Origin of the sequence: uncultured Kiloniella sp. (assembly GCF_937128705.1) — a bacterium.
In the GTDB taxonomy this organism is placed as follows: Bacteria; Pseudomonadota; Alphaproteobacteria; order Kiloniellales; family Kiloniellaceae; genus Kiloniella.
Window position 1 is genome coordinate 1 of record NZ_CAKZMP010000354.1, and the last position, 13,360, is coordinate 13,360.

Sequence of the window (13,360 nt, forward strand, 5' to 3'; positions counted from 1 at the left end):
GACTGTTTTGGCTATCAACCTGATGGGTGATGGTCTGCGTGATGCCCTTGATCCTAAGATGAAGAGGTCTTGATCCCATGAGTTTATTGGATATTAAAAATCTCTCTGTCGAATTCCAGACCGCGCATGGTTTGTTTCGTGCTGTTGATGGTGTTGATCTGGAAATTGATCAGGGGGAAATGGTTGCGATTGTTGGTGAATCCGGATCGGGTAAATCTGTTTCCATGTTGGCTTTGATGGGCTTGTTGCCTTGGACGGCAAACATTACAGCCGATCGGATGCTCTTTGATGGCATTGATCTATTGTCAATTTCCAAAAAAGAGCGTCGTCAAATCATTGGGAAAGATATTTCCATGATTTTTCAGGAGCCAATGACCAGTCTTAACCCTTGTTTCACCGTCGGCTATCAGATCATGGAAGTGATCAAAGAGCACTTGGGCGGTACCAAGAAAGAGTTGGAAAAAAGAGCAATTGAGCTTTTGGGCTTGGTTGGTATTCCTGCACCGGAAACCAGATTGCGTGCGTTCCCGCACCAGATGTCTGGTGGTATGAACCAACGTGTGATGATCGCAATGATGATTGCTTGTAATCCACGTTTGTTGATTGCTGATGAGCCAACAACGGCTTTGGATGTGACAATTCAGGCTCAAATTCTTGAGCTTTTGGGTGAATTACAAAAAGAAAAAGGCATGGCCTTGGTTCTGATTACCCATGATATGGGGGTTGTTGCTGAAACTGCTGAAGTTGTGAATGTTCAGTATGCGGGCCAGCAAGTAGAGCGTCAGGACGTTGTCGGTTTGTTTGATAAGCCGCAACACCCTTATACCTATGCTTTGCTTAATGCTTTGCCCGAACGTGCGACAAGTAAGCGACTGCCATCTATTCCTGGTGTTGTTCCTGGGTTGTTAGACAGGCCGACGGGATGTCTTTTTAATCCACGTTGTCAGTTTGCAACAGACAAATGCAGAAAAGAAGCACCGGATCACGCAAGTAAGGTTCTGTGCCATTATCCTTTGGTTGATGGAAAACCATCGAATGGTCATCCCGGTGTTTCTGCATCAGATGTCTCTGTTTCAGGGGGAGCTGCATAATGGGTGCTGAAACTGTATTAAAAGCCGATAACCTCAAGCGTTATTATGATGTTAAAGGGGGAATGTTCTCCAAAGGTGGTACTGTAAAGGCACTTGATGGGGCAACATTTAAGCTAGAAGCAGGAAAAACACTGGCTGTTGTTGGTGAATCCGGGTGTGGTAAATCCACGCTTGCCCGCCTGGTTACTCTTATTGAGAAACCAACAGAGGGTGAACTGATACTCGGCGGCATGGATATCGCGTCTGCGCATAGTAAAGAAGACATGATTACGCTGCGTCAGATGGTGCAGATTGTTTTTCAGGATCCTTATGGCTCTTTGAATCCACGTCAAAAGATCAGTGATATTCTGGCCGAGCCGTTGAAGATTAATACCAAGATGTCAGCTTCTGAAAGACGCGAAGAAGTGCTTTCCATGATGTCGCGTGTTGGTCTTCGACCTGAACAGGCTGATCGTTACCCACATATGTTCTCTGGCGGACAGCGACAGCGTATTGCAGTTGCCCGGGCACTAATGTTGCGACCAAAAATTGTGATTTTGGACGAACCCGTTTCTGCATTGGATGTTTCCATTCAGGCACAGGTACTGAACTTGTTGACTGATTTACAGGAAGAAATGGATCTTGCCTATCTCTTCATTTCGCATGATTTGTCTGTTGTAAAACACATCGCAGATGATGTTTTGGTGATGTATCTCGGGCAACCCGTGGAACATGGGACACGGGATGAGATCTTCAGTAATCCTCAGCATCCATATACGCGTGCGCTTTTATCAGCAACACCTGTTGCTGATCCAAATAGAAAGAAAGACCGTATCAAGTTGGTCGGGGAGCTACCGTCTCCATTGAACCCGCCATCTGGTTGTTCTTTCCATCCACGCTGTCCACTTGCTAACGATCGCTGCAAAGCAGAGCGACCAATTTTGGCATCTACGAGCAGTGCACTTGTTTCGTGTCACGCGGTGGAAGAGGGACGAAGTTAGCTTTAGCTTCAGCCTTCTTACTTCTTTAAAAATGCGCTCAATTGTGTTGAGCGCATTTTTTTGTTTACCAATTGATTCGAAAGAGATTTTTAATTCGTTTAAACGATGACTTAGCTGTGTTAATAATATTGTATACAGAGTTTGTTCGGGGTGAAGTGTGCAATCTGAAGATATAAACTTTTCTACAGAAGCTTTATGGGATCGTACGAAAGAAATTGTTCGAGAAGATTATCGTGAAGTGGATCTGTTACTTCAGAAGCTAGGTAGCCCTAAGCCAAGCTTGATTTGGAATCCCGGACCTGAAAACCTTCCGGGGGATCAACTTGCCTACTTTCTGGAATGGTGGAATCAGGCTCGGGGCGATAATTTTGCCGCGTCGCCGGATGCTGTTGATCCTATGGAACTACGATCAATTCTTGGACACTTAGCTGTTTTAGATGTTTTGGATGGGGGCGAAAACTTTAGATATCGCCTGTATGGTTCTGCTATAATGAATGAACCTGGCAGAGATCTTACCGGACTTTTGCTAACAGATATTTGGACCCCGCTCAGGGCATTTTTTACAATAACCTACCGTGCGGTTGTTCAGCGCAAAGAGCCCCTCTATACCCAGCACGAACCACACCATTCATTAAAAATGCAAGTGTGGGATCGTTTAATTCTTCCGCTTAGTAATACCGGGGATGTTGATCGCCTGATTGTGGCGATTGTACCAAGTAAAAGAAAACCATCTTCGAAGATAGATATTTCGTAATTATTGCTCAAAGAACTGTTGGCTTAATGCGGTTCCCTTTCGAGGTGAAGAGGTGATAATGTTCGTGTGCGACAGCAAAACAAATGTTTTCGCCAGGCCTAATTGATGCCACGCCATTAATTCTTGCGACAGCCTGTTTGATCGTATCTGAATCGAAATAGATATAGGTATCAGAACCTAGCTGTTCTGTACTTGTTACTGTGCCTTTGATTTTACCTGTATCTGAAGGCACTAAATGTTCGGGACGTATGCCTACTTGTATTTGGTTCCCTGTCTGTAGTTCCTGTGGTGGGTGTTGATTGGTATCTACAGCGAACTCATCGTTAGAACCGATAATTTGAATGCTTTTTTTCTGAGATTTTTTCTCGTTTACGCTGGCAGGAAAAAGATTCATTTTCGGCGAACCAATGAATTCTGCAACAAATGTGTTTATGGGAGTTTGGTATAGTTCAAGCGGAGAACCAATTTGAGCAATCTCGCCATTGTTGAGAATTACAATGCGATCGGCGAGCGTCATTGCCTCTACTTGATCATGCGTTACGTAGATCATTGTGGCTTCAAGCTGTTTATGTAACTTGGCTAGCTCTATGCGCATTTCTAATCGAAGGGCTGCATCCAGGTTGGAAAGAGGCTCATCCAATAAGATGACTTTTGGGTCCCTAGCAAGTGATCGTCCTATAGCAACACGTTGACGTTGCCCCCCGGAAATTTGACCTGGCTTTCTGTCGAGAAGATGTTCAAGTTGCAGGATCGACGCGATTTCTTGTACTTTATTGTTTATTTGGTCTTTCGGCAGCTTTGCTAACCGCAAAGGGAAGCCAATATTTTCGGCGAGTGTCATGTGAGGGTAGAGAGCATATGACTGGAACACCATAGCAATATCACGTTCAGAGGCTGGTAATTGATCTGCTCGCCGATCTCCAATCCAAAACTCCCCAGAACTAATGTCTTCCAGTCCGGCTATCATTCGCAACAGGGTGGACTTGCCACAGCCCGATGGGCCGACAAAGACGACAAACTCTCCGGGCTTTATGTCCAGATTTATATTTTGAATAACCCGGATATCACCAAAACTCTTATTTATATTTTTAAGTGATAGTGCGGTCATACTACCTGCGTCCTTTTCTGGGTAATCTTGTGGTCTGTTTTTGGGCTTGAACAGTTTGCTAAGCCGACGTCCTGATCGCTGGGGTAGCGTCGGGGGTGAGATGCAATCGCGTGGCTAGCCGTATCTATCGCTACTTGCAGGCAGGTCTCTATCGATTGGGATCTTGCGTAAGCAGCTAAAAAACCTGCGTTAAAGGAATCTCCTGCACCAATTGTATCTTTTACGACTGTCTCTCTTGATTGAAAGCTCAACGCTGGGGACCCCAACCTATCTACCCTTGCCCCTTCTTCACCTAACTTGGTCACAAATAACGCGTTTTGAGGCATCGTTTTGAGCAAGGATTGATAATCAAGCGAGTGAGAATTTGGTTCTTTTGAAGAAGATGATGACAAAAGACCCTTTGCTTCAGCTTCATTGAGCAAGGCGATGTCGATATAGGGCAACCAGCTTATAACTTCGGATCGTGTTTCTTCTGTCCACCCATCGGATGGCCACGCGGTATCCAAGGCAATTTGCCCGCCTTTGGATTTCACGAATTGAAAAATCTTGGTCAATGCAGGACGAATTGTTGGCATTAATGATGTCCCGACAAAAAGAACAACCACATTGTTTAGATCCATCCCCGCAAGCTTGTTTTGTAATTCCAAGGGTTGAAACTGGGCTACATGTCCGGGGGTGCTAAAAAAAGTACGTTCTCCATCGGGGTGAGTGATCCCAACAGTGAGAGCAGTATCAACACTGTCAATAATCCAGTCATCCGCAAGGTCAGGGTATTGTTGCATAAGCCAATCGCCAAAGAGATCGTTGCCAATATTAACAACCATGCGATGACGGATACCCAGTGCGGTAAGGGCTTTTGCTGTTATACCTGCACCGCCACCTTCACGAAGGTTGGCATCGGGTAAAATGACTTCGGTTCCGGGTGTTGGCCAAGGTACTTGTGGTCCCATGATTAAATCAACGTTCACGGTTCCAACGGTTATGATTTCTGGGCTTTTTAAATTGTCTTTAGGGTTGGGTGCTTCAATCATCCCTTTACGCTCCCGCTCATTAGCCCGGATACGAGCGATTTTTGTAAAAAATAAGCCATAGAAACTGGTGGAATTGTGGCTAGGATACCGGCGGCAGAGATCAGGCCGTAATCGGCAACTCGGCCTGCTGCAAAATCTGCGATGGCAACAGGAAGCGTTTTTGCTCTGATATCGTTCGTGAAAAGTAAGGCGTAGAAAAACTCATCCCAAGCCATAAGGACGGCCATTAATGCGGCTGCACCGAGTGCTGGTTTCGCGATAGGTAAAGTAATGTACCAAATGATCTGAAGTCGATTAGCGCCATCTATAAGCGGGGCTTCGTCTAGATCTATTGGAATTGCATCAAAATTGCTTTTTAAAAGCCAGGTCGTGAAAGGAACCAGTACGCCACAATAGACGGCAATCAAGGCGATGTGTGTATTTAGAAGCCCTAAAGATGCCATGGCAGAATAAAGGGGTAATACCAATGCGACTGGTGGCATCATAAAGGTTGCGATGGCGATGAAAAGTAAACTACTCCTTCGTTTGCCGGGAAGACGAGACAGGCTATAAGCTGCAGGTATTGCAACGCTTAAAGATAAAACAGTAGCTGATATTGCAACAATCAGACTGTTCCTAAGCGCATAAAGAAAAGATTCTGCGCTGGTGCTATCAAAGTCGCCTATCAAGCTGATGTAATTATTAAAGGAAATATCCGCTGGTATCCATGACAAGGGCAGTGTGGTCAGGTCTTTGGTAGAACTGACGCTCATTATGAATAGCCACAATACAGGGCAGAGAAGAACAAGGCCCAGTAATATGGCTGAGCTGTAAACAATTGCTGTTTGAATTTTACTTCGCTTGATCATGTTGTATTCCCCTGTTTTTTGATCAGCCAGAGGTAGGTGGCAATCAGAAGGGCACTGATAAGAACGACGATGAGAGCATAAGAAGCACCAGAGCCAATTCGCATATAGGCAAAGGCTTCTTGATAAACATGGAAGCTAACGGTTTTAGTACTGTTTGCTGGGCCACCACGGGTCATGACGTAGATGATATCAAAGACTTTGAAGGCTTCGATCGTGCGAAGAACAAGGGCAACACTAACGGGGGCGACTATTGCCGGGAAAACAACTGTCCAAAAGCGTTGCCATGTATTTGCTCCATCCAAAGTGGCAGCTTCGATCAGATCCTTTGAGATGGTCTGTAATGCGGCTAGGGTAATGAGGGCGACCAGAGGAAAGTTTTTCCATATGTCTGCAATTGCCACCATCCACAGCGCCAGGTCGGGATCTCCTAGCCAACTTTGGTATTCTGCCAAAAGGCCAACCTGTGTCAGAAGAGCATTGAGTGCCCCGAAATCTGGGCCGTAAATGAGCCGCCACATCATGGCGTTGACCACGGTGGGAAGCGCTAGAGGAAGAATTAAAAGTGCGCGTAAAAGAGTTCTGCCTTTGAAAGCCTGATTTAAGAGCAGGGCAACTAGCACACCAATAATTATTTCAGCAGAGACAGAAACAGAAACAAAGTAAGCGGTGTTTTCTATTGAATCCAGAAATTTAGAATTACCAAGTGCTTTGATGTAATTTTTGAAACCAACCCAACGGTCTGTTGTTGCTGGTGATGCAAGGTGGGCAGCGGTAAAGCTATAATAAACTGTTTTGATTAGGGGGTATCCGACCACCCCGATGATGATGGTCATCATCGGGGTTAGCAGGAGCCACGCAGTTGTGGCTTTGGTAAAACGGACCATTGACTTTAACTACTCTAGTCTAGGTCAGCTGCAACATCAGCGGCTTCGTTTAATGCCTCTGCTGGTTCTTTTGACCCTAACAGGGCTTCTTGGATCGCGACCTGAAGGGCTGAAGACATTTCCTGATAGGATGCTTTGGTCGGACGTGGGTACATTGCTGCCAGACCAACTTTTGCTGCCTTCAAAAGTTCTTCCTGCCCTTTTGTGACTTCTGGGTTTTCATAGGAAGATTTCCATACGGGCAAACTTAATTTTGCAAAGTCTTCCTGAACCGGTTTGGATGACAGGTGTTGAATGTATTTCCAAGCCAGCTCTTTGTGTTTGCTTTTGGATGTAATGCCAAGCCCCATGGACCCGTTCACCGCAGAAGCAGTACTGATACCTTCTGCACCGGGTGCAGGGGCGATGCCCACATGACCCGCAACGGATGATTCCTTGGGATCGTTAGCAAGGTTATACATATAGGTCCAGTTCACTGCGAAGGCAGCTTGCCCGCTTGAAAAAGTCCGACGTACATCTTCTTCGGAATATTCACGTGAATTCGGATTGGTTAGGCCAAGTTTAATTGAATCAACCATGTATTCCAATGCTTTTAAGCCGCCACCTTGTTGAAAGACAGGCTTGCCATCGGCATCGAGAAATTCACCGCCCATGGCGGACAGGAAGGTTGCGTAATCACAAATTACGGCCTCTGATTGTGACCAGCTCCAGACTAAAGGATAGTCGACGATGCCTTTGTCTTTAATAAGCTGTGCCTGGGTAGTAAGCTCTGACCATGTAACTGGTGGTTTGGATATTCCCGCTTCTTTTAGCATTTTTTCATTATAGAAAAGGTATTTGGTGTCAACAATCCATGGCATGCCATAGTACTTGCCGCCGTATTCAACAGTGGTCCAGGCACCTTCAAGAATTTCTTCTTTTGTAGCAGAATTAATTTTATCGCTGACGTCAGTCAACAGCCCGTATTGTGCAAACTCAGCGGGCCAGATCACATCAAAGAGAACGACGTCATAGCCTTCTGAAGCATTATGAGAGAGCACGATTTTATCGTGTAGCGCTTCGTAGGGAACAAACTCCATCTTAACATCAACACTTGGGTTTGCCTTTTCAAAGGCCTCGGTCATGTTTTCGATATCTTGCTCGCTGTAAGCCGCTTGAGCCATGAAAAGAGCGCTTAATTGGGTCTTTTCAGCGTTGGCAGGAGAAGCTGTAACAAGTGCCCCGAGTGCCGCTGCCATAAGTAGTTTACTTTTCTTCATATTAACCTCCCTGTTTTAAGGTTATTGCCACAAAGACTGGTTCACAAAAGTTTGTAGTTTTTATTTGTCTGTGGCAGTTTGAGTGGATAGTGTTATTTATTAACTCAATTTGATTTAATTAATCTAGCATGGAATTGTCGTATGGCAACGGAAAAAAATAAAAGTGCTGAAAATCATGCAGTTAAGTCTGGGGTTTTGGGGACGAATCTGGAACATGCAAAAGAGCATAATCTAAGAGCTGTCATTGATGCTGTTCGGCGGCATGGGGAGTTGACGCGTGCTGAAATTACACGGGCTACGGCTCTTTCCGTTCAGACAATATCAAATCTTGTTGCCGAGTTGGAACAACGTGGGTTGTTGATTGCGGGCGAGCCGCAAAAAGCAAAAAGGGGGCAACCTGCGCGCCCCTATCGACTGAATTCACAAGGGGGATTTTCTGTTGGCATACAAATGGACCACCAACTTGCCCTCGCTATTTTAGTGAACTTGGCTGGCGAAGAATGCGCAAAGATCCAAAAGACTGTTTCCAGGCCTTCTGCAGAAGAAGGTATAGAAATTTTTGCTCGCCTCGTTGATGAGGTTATTAAAGCAGGTAAAGTCGAAAAACAGCGTGTCTTTGGTGTTGGTGTCGCTATTCCGGGACCGTTTGATGTAAGTGGTCCAACGGGTGTGGGGCCTGGGTGGGTTGGTTATCCCCTCGAAGATAACCTCTCGCGACGCATAGGTTTACCAGTTATCGTAGAAAACGATGCTAATGCAGCGGCTATCGCGGAACGGCTTCATGGCGCCGGGAAAAAGTTTGATAACTTTGTATATGTTTTTATTGGAATGGGGCTTGGTGCAGGGCTTTTTCTCAACGGACAGATCTATCATGGCGTGAGGGGCGCAGCTGGTGAAATAGGTCATATCCTTGTTGAAACTGATGGTAAGGTGTGTGAATGCGGTAATAAGGGGTGTTTTGAGCAATACGTTTCTTTACGCGCGGCGTATCATGCTCTGGGAGAGGAAGATAACCATCATAGTTCACCTGAAAACCTTGAGAAGCTTTTCGAAGTAAAAGATCCGGCTTTTATGAGCTGGTTACAAGAGGCTGCAGAAAAACTTAGAATAGGTATTCTTGCACTTGAGAGTTCATTTGACCCAGAGGTTATTTTTATAGGCGGTTTGCTGCCCCCGAAAATCGCCCAAGCACTTTTGGATCTACTAAATCCTCTGCTGCCCTCGGTGGTCACACAGTTAAAGCCGTTGGAGCAGCGGGTATTGCTGGGCGTTAGTGCTCCTTCTGCTCCGGCACATGGCGCCGCGAGTGTGCCAATTTTTTATGAATTTAATGCTGAGCTATATAGTCATTCAAAAAAACCAGTAGGGCGGACATAAGGCTTTCCCTTATGTGAAGGCAGTACTATTGGTCGAAAATTTCAGTAAGCTGTTCAGCTTTCTCATAGCGTTTAAATTTTTTGCTCGCGATTTCCAGTAGTTCACGAATGACCCAACTGTCTTTTCTGTTTTCTTTGTAATAAGCAGAATATTTATAAGAAATTGATGGTTTGAAGGGGCGGATTTTAACCCCTTTTGCTGCCCAGACAGGTGCAGAAAAAGGTTCCAGAATGCCACTGCAAAGTCCTTTGCAGACAAGGGAGTAGGCATTTGCTGAATGTTGTGTGCTAAAGGGTGTTTCTGGTTTTATACGTTTGTATAGGTCAGTGTGTTGATGAAACGCCAAGACCTCGTCACTATCAAGCGCGATAAGTCTTTCGCCAATAAGGTCTTCTTCAAAAATAACGTCTTTTTCTGCCAAGGGATGGTTTGGGCTTAAGGCACAAATATAGTCTACCTTGGCTAAAATAGCCTGTTCGACACCTGGTTGTTCTCCCATCTGGTTGCCAAATGCGATATCAAGATCTTCATCCATAATCATGTTGAAATAGCTTTTAACATCTGTTGTGTTCAGGGTAATCGATACTTTTGGATGATTGGCTGTGAATTCCTCTAGAATTTCGGGGATTATACTTACCGACAATGCGCCTAGAGAGATAATTCGAATATCTTGCTGCTTATTCCGAGATATGTCTTCTGCTGCATTTTTAAGCTTCGAAAAAGCATCAAAAACTTCATCAAGTTTTCTATAGAACGCCATGCCCTCTGGTGTGGGAACTACCCTGCCTTTTCGACGGTGAAGAAGGTTGAGCTGTAAGGAATATTCTAAATCAGCCAGCAAGCGACTAATGGTTGGTTGTGTGGTTTTGAGGCTTTTTGCCGCAGAAGATATGGTGCCGTTAAGAATTGTGGCCCTGAAAGCCTCTAGTTGTCGCATGCGCATGTCTTGATATCCATTATGCTTTTTTTGTATACCTATATACATCATTATGCATTGATTCAATTCTTTGTTCGTGGCCTTCTTGTTGATCAGTACAGGCAAGTTACTTGTGCCCATCAGGTGCCGACATTGATGGCTTAGTAATTTGTCTGTGCAAACAAGTCATTTGATACAGATATTGAGATTTCATATTTCCCCTCAATACTGGTAATAGAAATAGTGGCCTTTTTTATTTGCTGTTTGCTTTGTTTTATTGAGGCAGGTGGCATACGGGAGTAATTTGTGACTGAGTATTATTCAGCAAAAGAAATGCTTGCGAAGTTGGTTTCGTTCGATACTGTGTCACGAAACAGTAATATTCCTCTGATTGAGTTTGTTGAGAGTTATTTAAATTCTCATGGTGTTAGCTCTCATCGTGTTCAAAATTCTGATGGTACTAAAACCAATCTGTGGGCTTCAATTGGTCCGGATACAGATGGGGGCGTGATTTTATCTGGTCATACAGATGTTGTTCCCGTGGATGGCCAGCCTTGGGATACAAATCCTTTTGAGGTTATCGAGAAGGATGGTCTTCTCTATGGGCGCGGAACCGCTGATATGAAAGCCTTCTCTGCAATAGCTCTGTCGCTGGTTCCGGAAATGCTCAAAGCAAAGATGAAACGCCCTATTCATCTTGCCCTTTCTTATGACGAAGAAATTGGATGCCTAGGGGCTCCATCAATGATTGAGGACATGGCGCCAAAAGTGAAAGCCGAAGCTGTGATTGTTGGTGAGCCCACTATGATGAAGGTGGTCTCTGGTCATAAAGGAGCTTTAGGTCTGACAACCAGAGTCCGCGGTTTTGAAGTTCATTCCAGTCTGGTTCATACGGGCGTGTCCGCCGTACATGTCGCCGCCAAACTCGTTGTTTGGCATGAACAAAAGATGTTGGAAAATAAAGAACGAACCGAAAATCTACCTGAGACGGCCTTGTTTAACCCCCCTTATACGACCTTGCATTGCGGTGTCATTGAGGGAGGGACCGCGCACAACATAACAGCAAAAGATTGCTCCTTTTCTTCTGATTTTCGGGTGCTACCATCTGAAAACCCGATGGAATACCTTGAGGCTTATCGGGCCTATACCGAAGAGTTGGAAGCAGAGATGCAACGCATTGCTCCATCTGCGAAGATTGAGATTGAAGTCAGGGGGAATGTGCCGGGATGTCGCCGCGAAGTTGATGGTTCGGCTGAAAGGTTGGTCCGCCAGATTACAGGTGATAATGCCGAACATGTTGTGTCTTACGGCACAGAGGCCGGACAGTTTCAGGACGGTGGATATTCGACGATTGTTTGTGGCCCCGGTGATATTGCGCAAGCCCACGCGGCAAACGAATATTTGTCTGTCGAGCAATTGAATGCAGGTATTGATTTTCAGCGACGCCTGATTGAACGTTTAGCTAGCTAAGAATCAAATTTGTCCAGAGTTTGATAAGAATAATTTGAATAACGAACAGTTGAGATACCGAATTAAGGAATAACAATGCCGATTATAAACAGGTTTGCAGAACTTCACGATGAAATTACAGGGTGGCGTAGAGAAATTCATTCGAATCCTGAGCTTTTATTCGACGTAGAGGAAACCGCAAGTTTTGTCACTGAAAAGCTAAAGGAGTTTGGCCTTGATGAGGTTGTTACAGGTATAGGCCGTACAGGTGTTGTTGGTATTATCAAGGGTAATCAAACCAGTTCCGGTAAAGTTGTTGGCTTGCGTGCTGATATGGATGCCTTGCCAATCCATGAAGAAACTGGTCTTGAGTACGCGTCCAAAGTAGATGGTAAAATGCATGCCTGTGGCCATGATGGACATACGGCGATGTTGCTTGGTGCTGCCAAATATCTTTCTGAGACCCGAAATTTTGATGGCTCTGTTGCTGTTATTTTCCAGCCTGCTGAAGAAGGCGGCGGCGGCGGACGTGAGATGTGCAAAGATGGCATGATGGATCGCTGGAACATTCAGGAAGTCTATGGAATGCACAACTGGCCCGGTGCGCCCCTTGGCAGTTTCTCGATCCGCTCTGGTGCGTTTTTTGCAGCGACCGACCAGTTTGAAATTATCGTCGAAGGCAAGGGCGGTCATGCCGCCAAGCCGCAGCCCGATTGATCACGCTGCCATTCGTGCCGCAGCGGAACGTTTGGAGCAAACCAAGACGCAGTCTCTGGCGGATGTAAAGAATATGCTCAATTCCGCGTTTAATCGCGGACAGTAAGCTGTTGATTTAATTAGAAATTGGCAGACCCAGCAGGACTCGAACCTGCAACCTGCCGCTTAGAAGGCGGCTGCTCTATCCAGTTGAGCTATAGGTCCAAAATTTAGACTAATGCGTCCAAGGCAATTTGCGGTCATACGCAAAATTATCAGCATAAGACCGCCGGATACGTCCGCGCGATGTGGGTGCATTGATAATGCGGTGCGGAATGTTGTTGGCCTTGGCGTAGGCGACGGCGCTTTCCAGCGTGACAAATTTCATATCAAGTTGTTCGCGCGTGTCGATTGATCGAGCATTCCCCGTCAGCGGATCAATCATCGTCGGCGTATTGGACGTGAATTCCAGAATCCACTGATCTAAATGCGCCCGTCCCGACGTCATGGCAGAAGGTTCAGGTCGATAGATTTTCGCGTACATATGCGCTCTCGCTTGGAGTCAGGTAATGACTGTTGCGATAGCCCTGACGTCGAGAGATTTCAATCACATATCGCGGTGAAAGGCCGAGTTGAGCATTGCTTTCACATCGGCCAAACTTTGCGGCTTTGCGGCCCCGGTTGACGCGGCCTGAACCTGCATCCGCTGCCGCATTTGTGCTGCCATACCAGTGGGTTGCGGGGGTGTTTGGACAGGCAATGGCCGTTCGGCGGCGCGGCGGATAAGGGCGGCGCGTGTGTCCTGCACGCTGGGCGCGACGATGGGCGTGTGCGGCGTATCTTTTCCGCCTGGGTTCAGGCTGCGCGCACGCCAACGGTCGTATACTTTCGCCATCATCGCAGGCGTCGCATGATCGCGCTGCCATAATTCAGTGAATTGCGCGGATGAGCTATGCGGACGATATTC

15 protein-coding genes and 1 tRNA gene are annotated in these 13,360 nt (G+C 46.0%); 7 read left to right on the plus strand and 9 right to left on the minus strand.

From position 1 onward, the window contains the following. Nucleotides 1-77 precede the first annotated feature (77 nt). The 3 genes from Q0241_RS17950 to Q0241_RS17960 all read left to right on the plus strand — a co-directional run bounded on the left by Q0241_RS17950 (nucleotide 78) and on the right by Q0241_RS17960 (nucleotide 2,825). The gene (locus Q0241_RS17950) at nucleotides 78-1,091 is read left to right on the plus strand and encodes an ABC transporter ATP-binding protein (RefSeq protein WP_299380252.1); all 1,014 of its coding nucleotides are present in this window, start codon (nucleotides 78-80) and stop codon (nucleotides 1,089-1,091) included. Beyond that, entirely contained in the window at nucleotides 1,091-2,071 is a 981-nt protein-coding gene (locus Q0241_RS17955) for a peptide ABC transporter ATP-binding protein (protein ID WP_299380255.1), read from the plus strand. Before Q0241_RS17950 ends, Q0241_RS17955 begins: the two co-directional genes overlap by 1 nt. 157 nt (nucleotides 2,072-2,228) lie before the next feature. Further along, nucleotides 2,229-2,825 (plus strand): PAS domain-containing protein, encoded by a 597-nt coding sequence (locus tag Q0241_RS17960; RefSeq protein ID WP_299380259.1) that lies wholly within the window; start codon nucleotides 2,229-2,231, stop codon nucleotides 2,823-2,825. Between the two features lie 7 nt (nucleotides 2,826-2,832). Here the strand turns inward: Q0241_RS17960 and ugpC are convergent, their stop codons facing one another. The 5 genes from ugpC to Q0241_RS17985 all read right to left on the minus strand — a co-directional run bounded on the left by ugpC (nucleotide 2,833) and on the right by Q0241_RS17985 (nucleotide 7,955). Then, nucleotides 2,833-3,933 carry a sn-glycerol-3-phosphate ABC transporter ATP-binding protein UgpC gene (gene ugpC, locus Q0241_RS17965; RefSeq protein ID WP_299380262.1) on the minus strand — a complete coding sequence of 367 codons (1,101 nt, stop codon included), beginning with the start codon at nucleotides 3,931-3,933 and terminating at the stop codon, nucleotides 2,833-2,835. Next, nucleotides 3,930-4,964 carry a carbohydrate kinase family protein gene (locus Q0241_RS17970; RefSeq protein ID WP_299380265.1) on the minus strand — a complete coding sequence of 345 codons (1,035 nt, stop codon included), beginning with the start codon at nucleotides 4,962-4,964 and terminating at the stop codon, nucleotides 3,930-3,932. The genes ugpC and Q0241_RS17970 overlap by 4 nt, the downstream gene beginning before the upstream one ends. Next, nucleotides 4,961-5,716, minus strand: a complete 756-nt coding sequence (locus tag Q0241_RS17975) for a carbohydrate ABC transporter permease (protein WP_299380268.1) — start codon at nucleotides 5,714-5,716, stop codon at nucleotides 4,961-4,963. Before Q0241_RS17975 ends, Q0241_RS17970 begins: the two co-directional genes overlap by 4 nt. Nucleotides 5,717-5,808: 92 nt before the next feature. Beyond that, the gene (locus Q0241_RS17980) at nucleotides 5,809-6,696 is read right to left on the minus strand and encodes a carbohydrate ABC transporter permease (RefSeq protein ID WP_299380271.1); all 888 of its coding nucleotides are present in this window, start codon (nucleotides 6,694-6,696) and stop codon (nucleotides 5,809-5,811) included. A gap of 14 nt (nucleotides 6,697-6,710) precedes the next feature. Further along, nucleotides 6,711-7,955 (minus strand): extracellular solute-binding protein, encoded by a 1,245-nt coding sequence (locus tag Q0241_RS17985; RefSeq protein WP_299380274.1) that lies wholly within the window; start codon nucleotides 7,953-7,955, stop codon nucleotides 6,711-6,713. Between the two features lie 141 nt (nucleotides 7,956-8,096). Between Q0241_RS17985 and Q0241_RS17990 the strand changes: the two genes are divergently transcribed. Beyond that, a complete protein-coding gene (locus tag Q0241_RS17990) occupies nucleotides 8,097-9,332 on the plus strand; it encodes an ROK family transcriptional regulator (protein WP_299380277.1) in 1,236 nt (411 codons plus the stop codon). A gap of 25 nt (nucleotides 9,333-9,357) precedes the next feature. Here the strand turns inward: Q0241_RS17990 and Q0241_RS17995 are convergent, their stop codons facing one another. Then, on the minus strand, nucleotides 9,358-10,269 hold the full coding sequence (locus Q0241_RS17995; protein ID WP_299380279.1) for a LysR family transcriptional regulator: 912 nt from the start codon (nucleotides 10,267-10,269) through the stop codon (nucleotides 9,358-9,360). Between the two features lie 285 nt (nucleotides 10,270-10,554). Here Q0241_RS17995 and argE point away from each other — a divergent pair, with 285 nt between their 5' ends. The 3 genes from argE to Q0241_RS18010 all read left to right on the plus strand — a co-directional run bounded on the left by argE (nucleotide 10,555) and on the right by Q0241_RS18010 (nucleotide 12,520). After that, on the plus strand, nucleotides 10,555-11,718 hold the full coding sequence (gene argE, locus Q0241_RS18000) for an acetylornithine deacetylase (RefSeq protein WP_299380282.1): 1,164 nt from the start codon (nucleotides 10,555-10,557) through the stop codon (nucleotides 11,716-11,718). Nucleotides 11,719-11,793: 75 nt separating this feature from the next. Further along, nucleotides 11,794-12,414, plus strand: a complete 621-nt coding sequence (locus tag Q0241_RS18005; RefSeq protein WP_299380285.1) for an amidohydrolase — start codon at nucleotides 11,794-11,796, stop codon at nucleotides 12,412-12,414. Then, complete coding sequence (locus tag Q0241_RS18010) at nucleotides 12,389-12,520, plus strand: hypothetical protein (protein WP_299380287.1); 132 nt, start codon at nucleotides 12,389-12,391, stop codon at nucleotides 12,518-12,520. Before Q0241_RS18005 ends, Q0241_RS18010 begins: the two co-directional genes overlap by 26 nt. Before the next feature lie 21 nt (nucleotides 12,521-12,541). On the opposite strand, the gene Q0241_RS18015 is transcribed toward Q0241_RS18010, so the two are convergent. The 3 genes from Q0241_RS18015 to Q0241_RS18025 all read right to left on the minus strand — a co-directional run. After that, a tRNA-Arg gene (locus tag Q0241_RS18015) sits at nucleotides 12,542-12,618 on the minus strand. Between the two features lie 10 nt (nucleotides 12,619-12,628). Then, nucleotides 12,629-12,937: an NADH dehydrogenase ubiquinone Fe-S protein 4 gene (locus tag Q0241_RS18020; RefSeq protein ID WP_299380290.1), complete on the minus strand. Its 309-nt coding sequence runs from the start codon at nucleotides 12,935-12,937 to the stop codon at nucleotides 12,629-12,631. A gap of 63 nt (nucleotides 12,938-13,000) precedes the next feature. Next, a partial coding sequence (locus tag Q0241_RS18025; protein ID WP_299380293.1) for a hypothetical protein occupies nucleotides 13,001-13,360 on the minus strand: 360 nt, incomplete at its 5' end.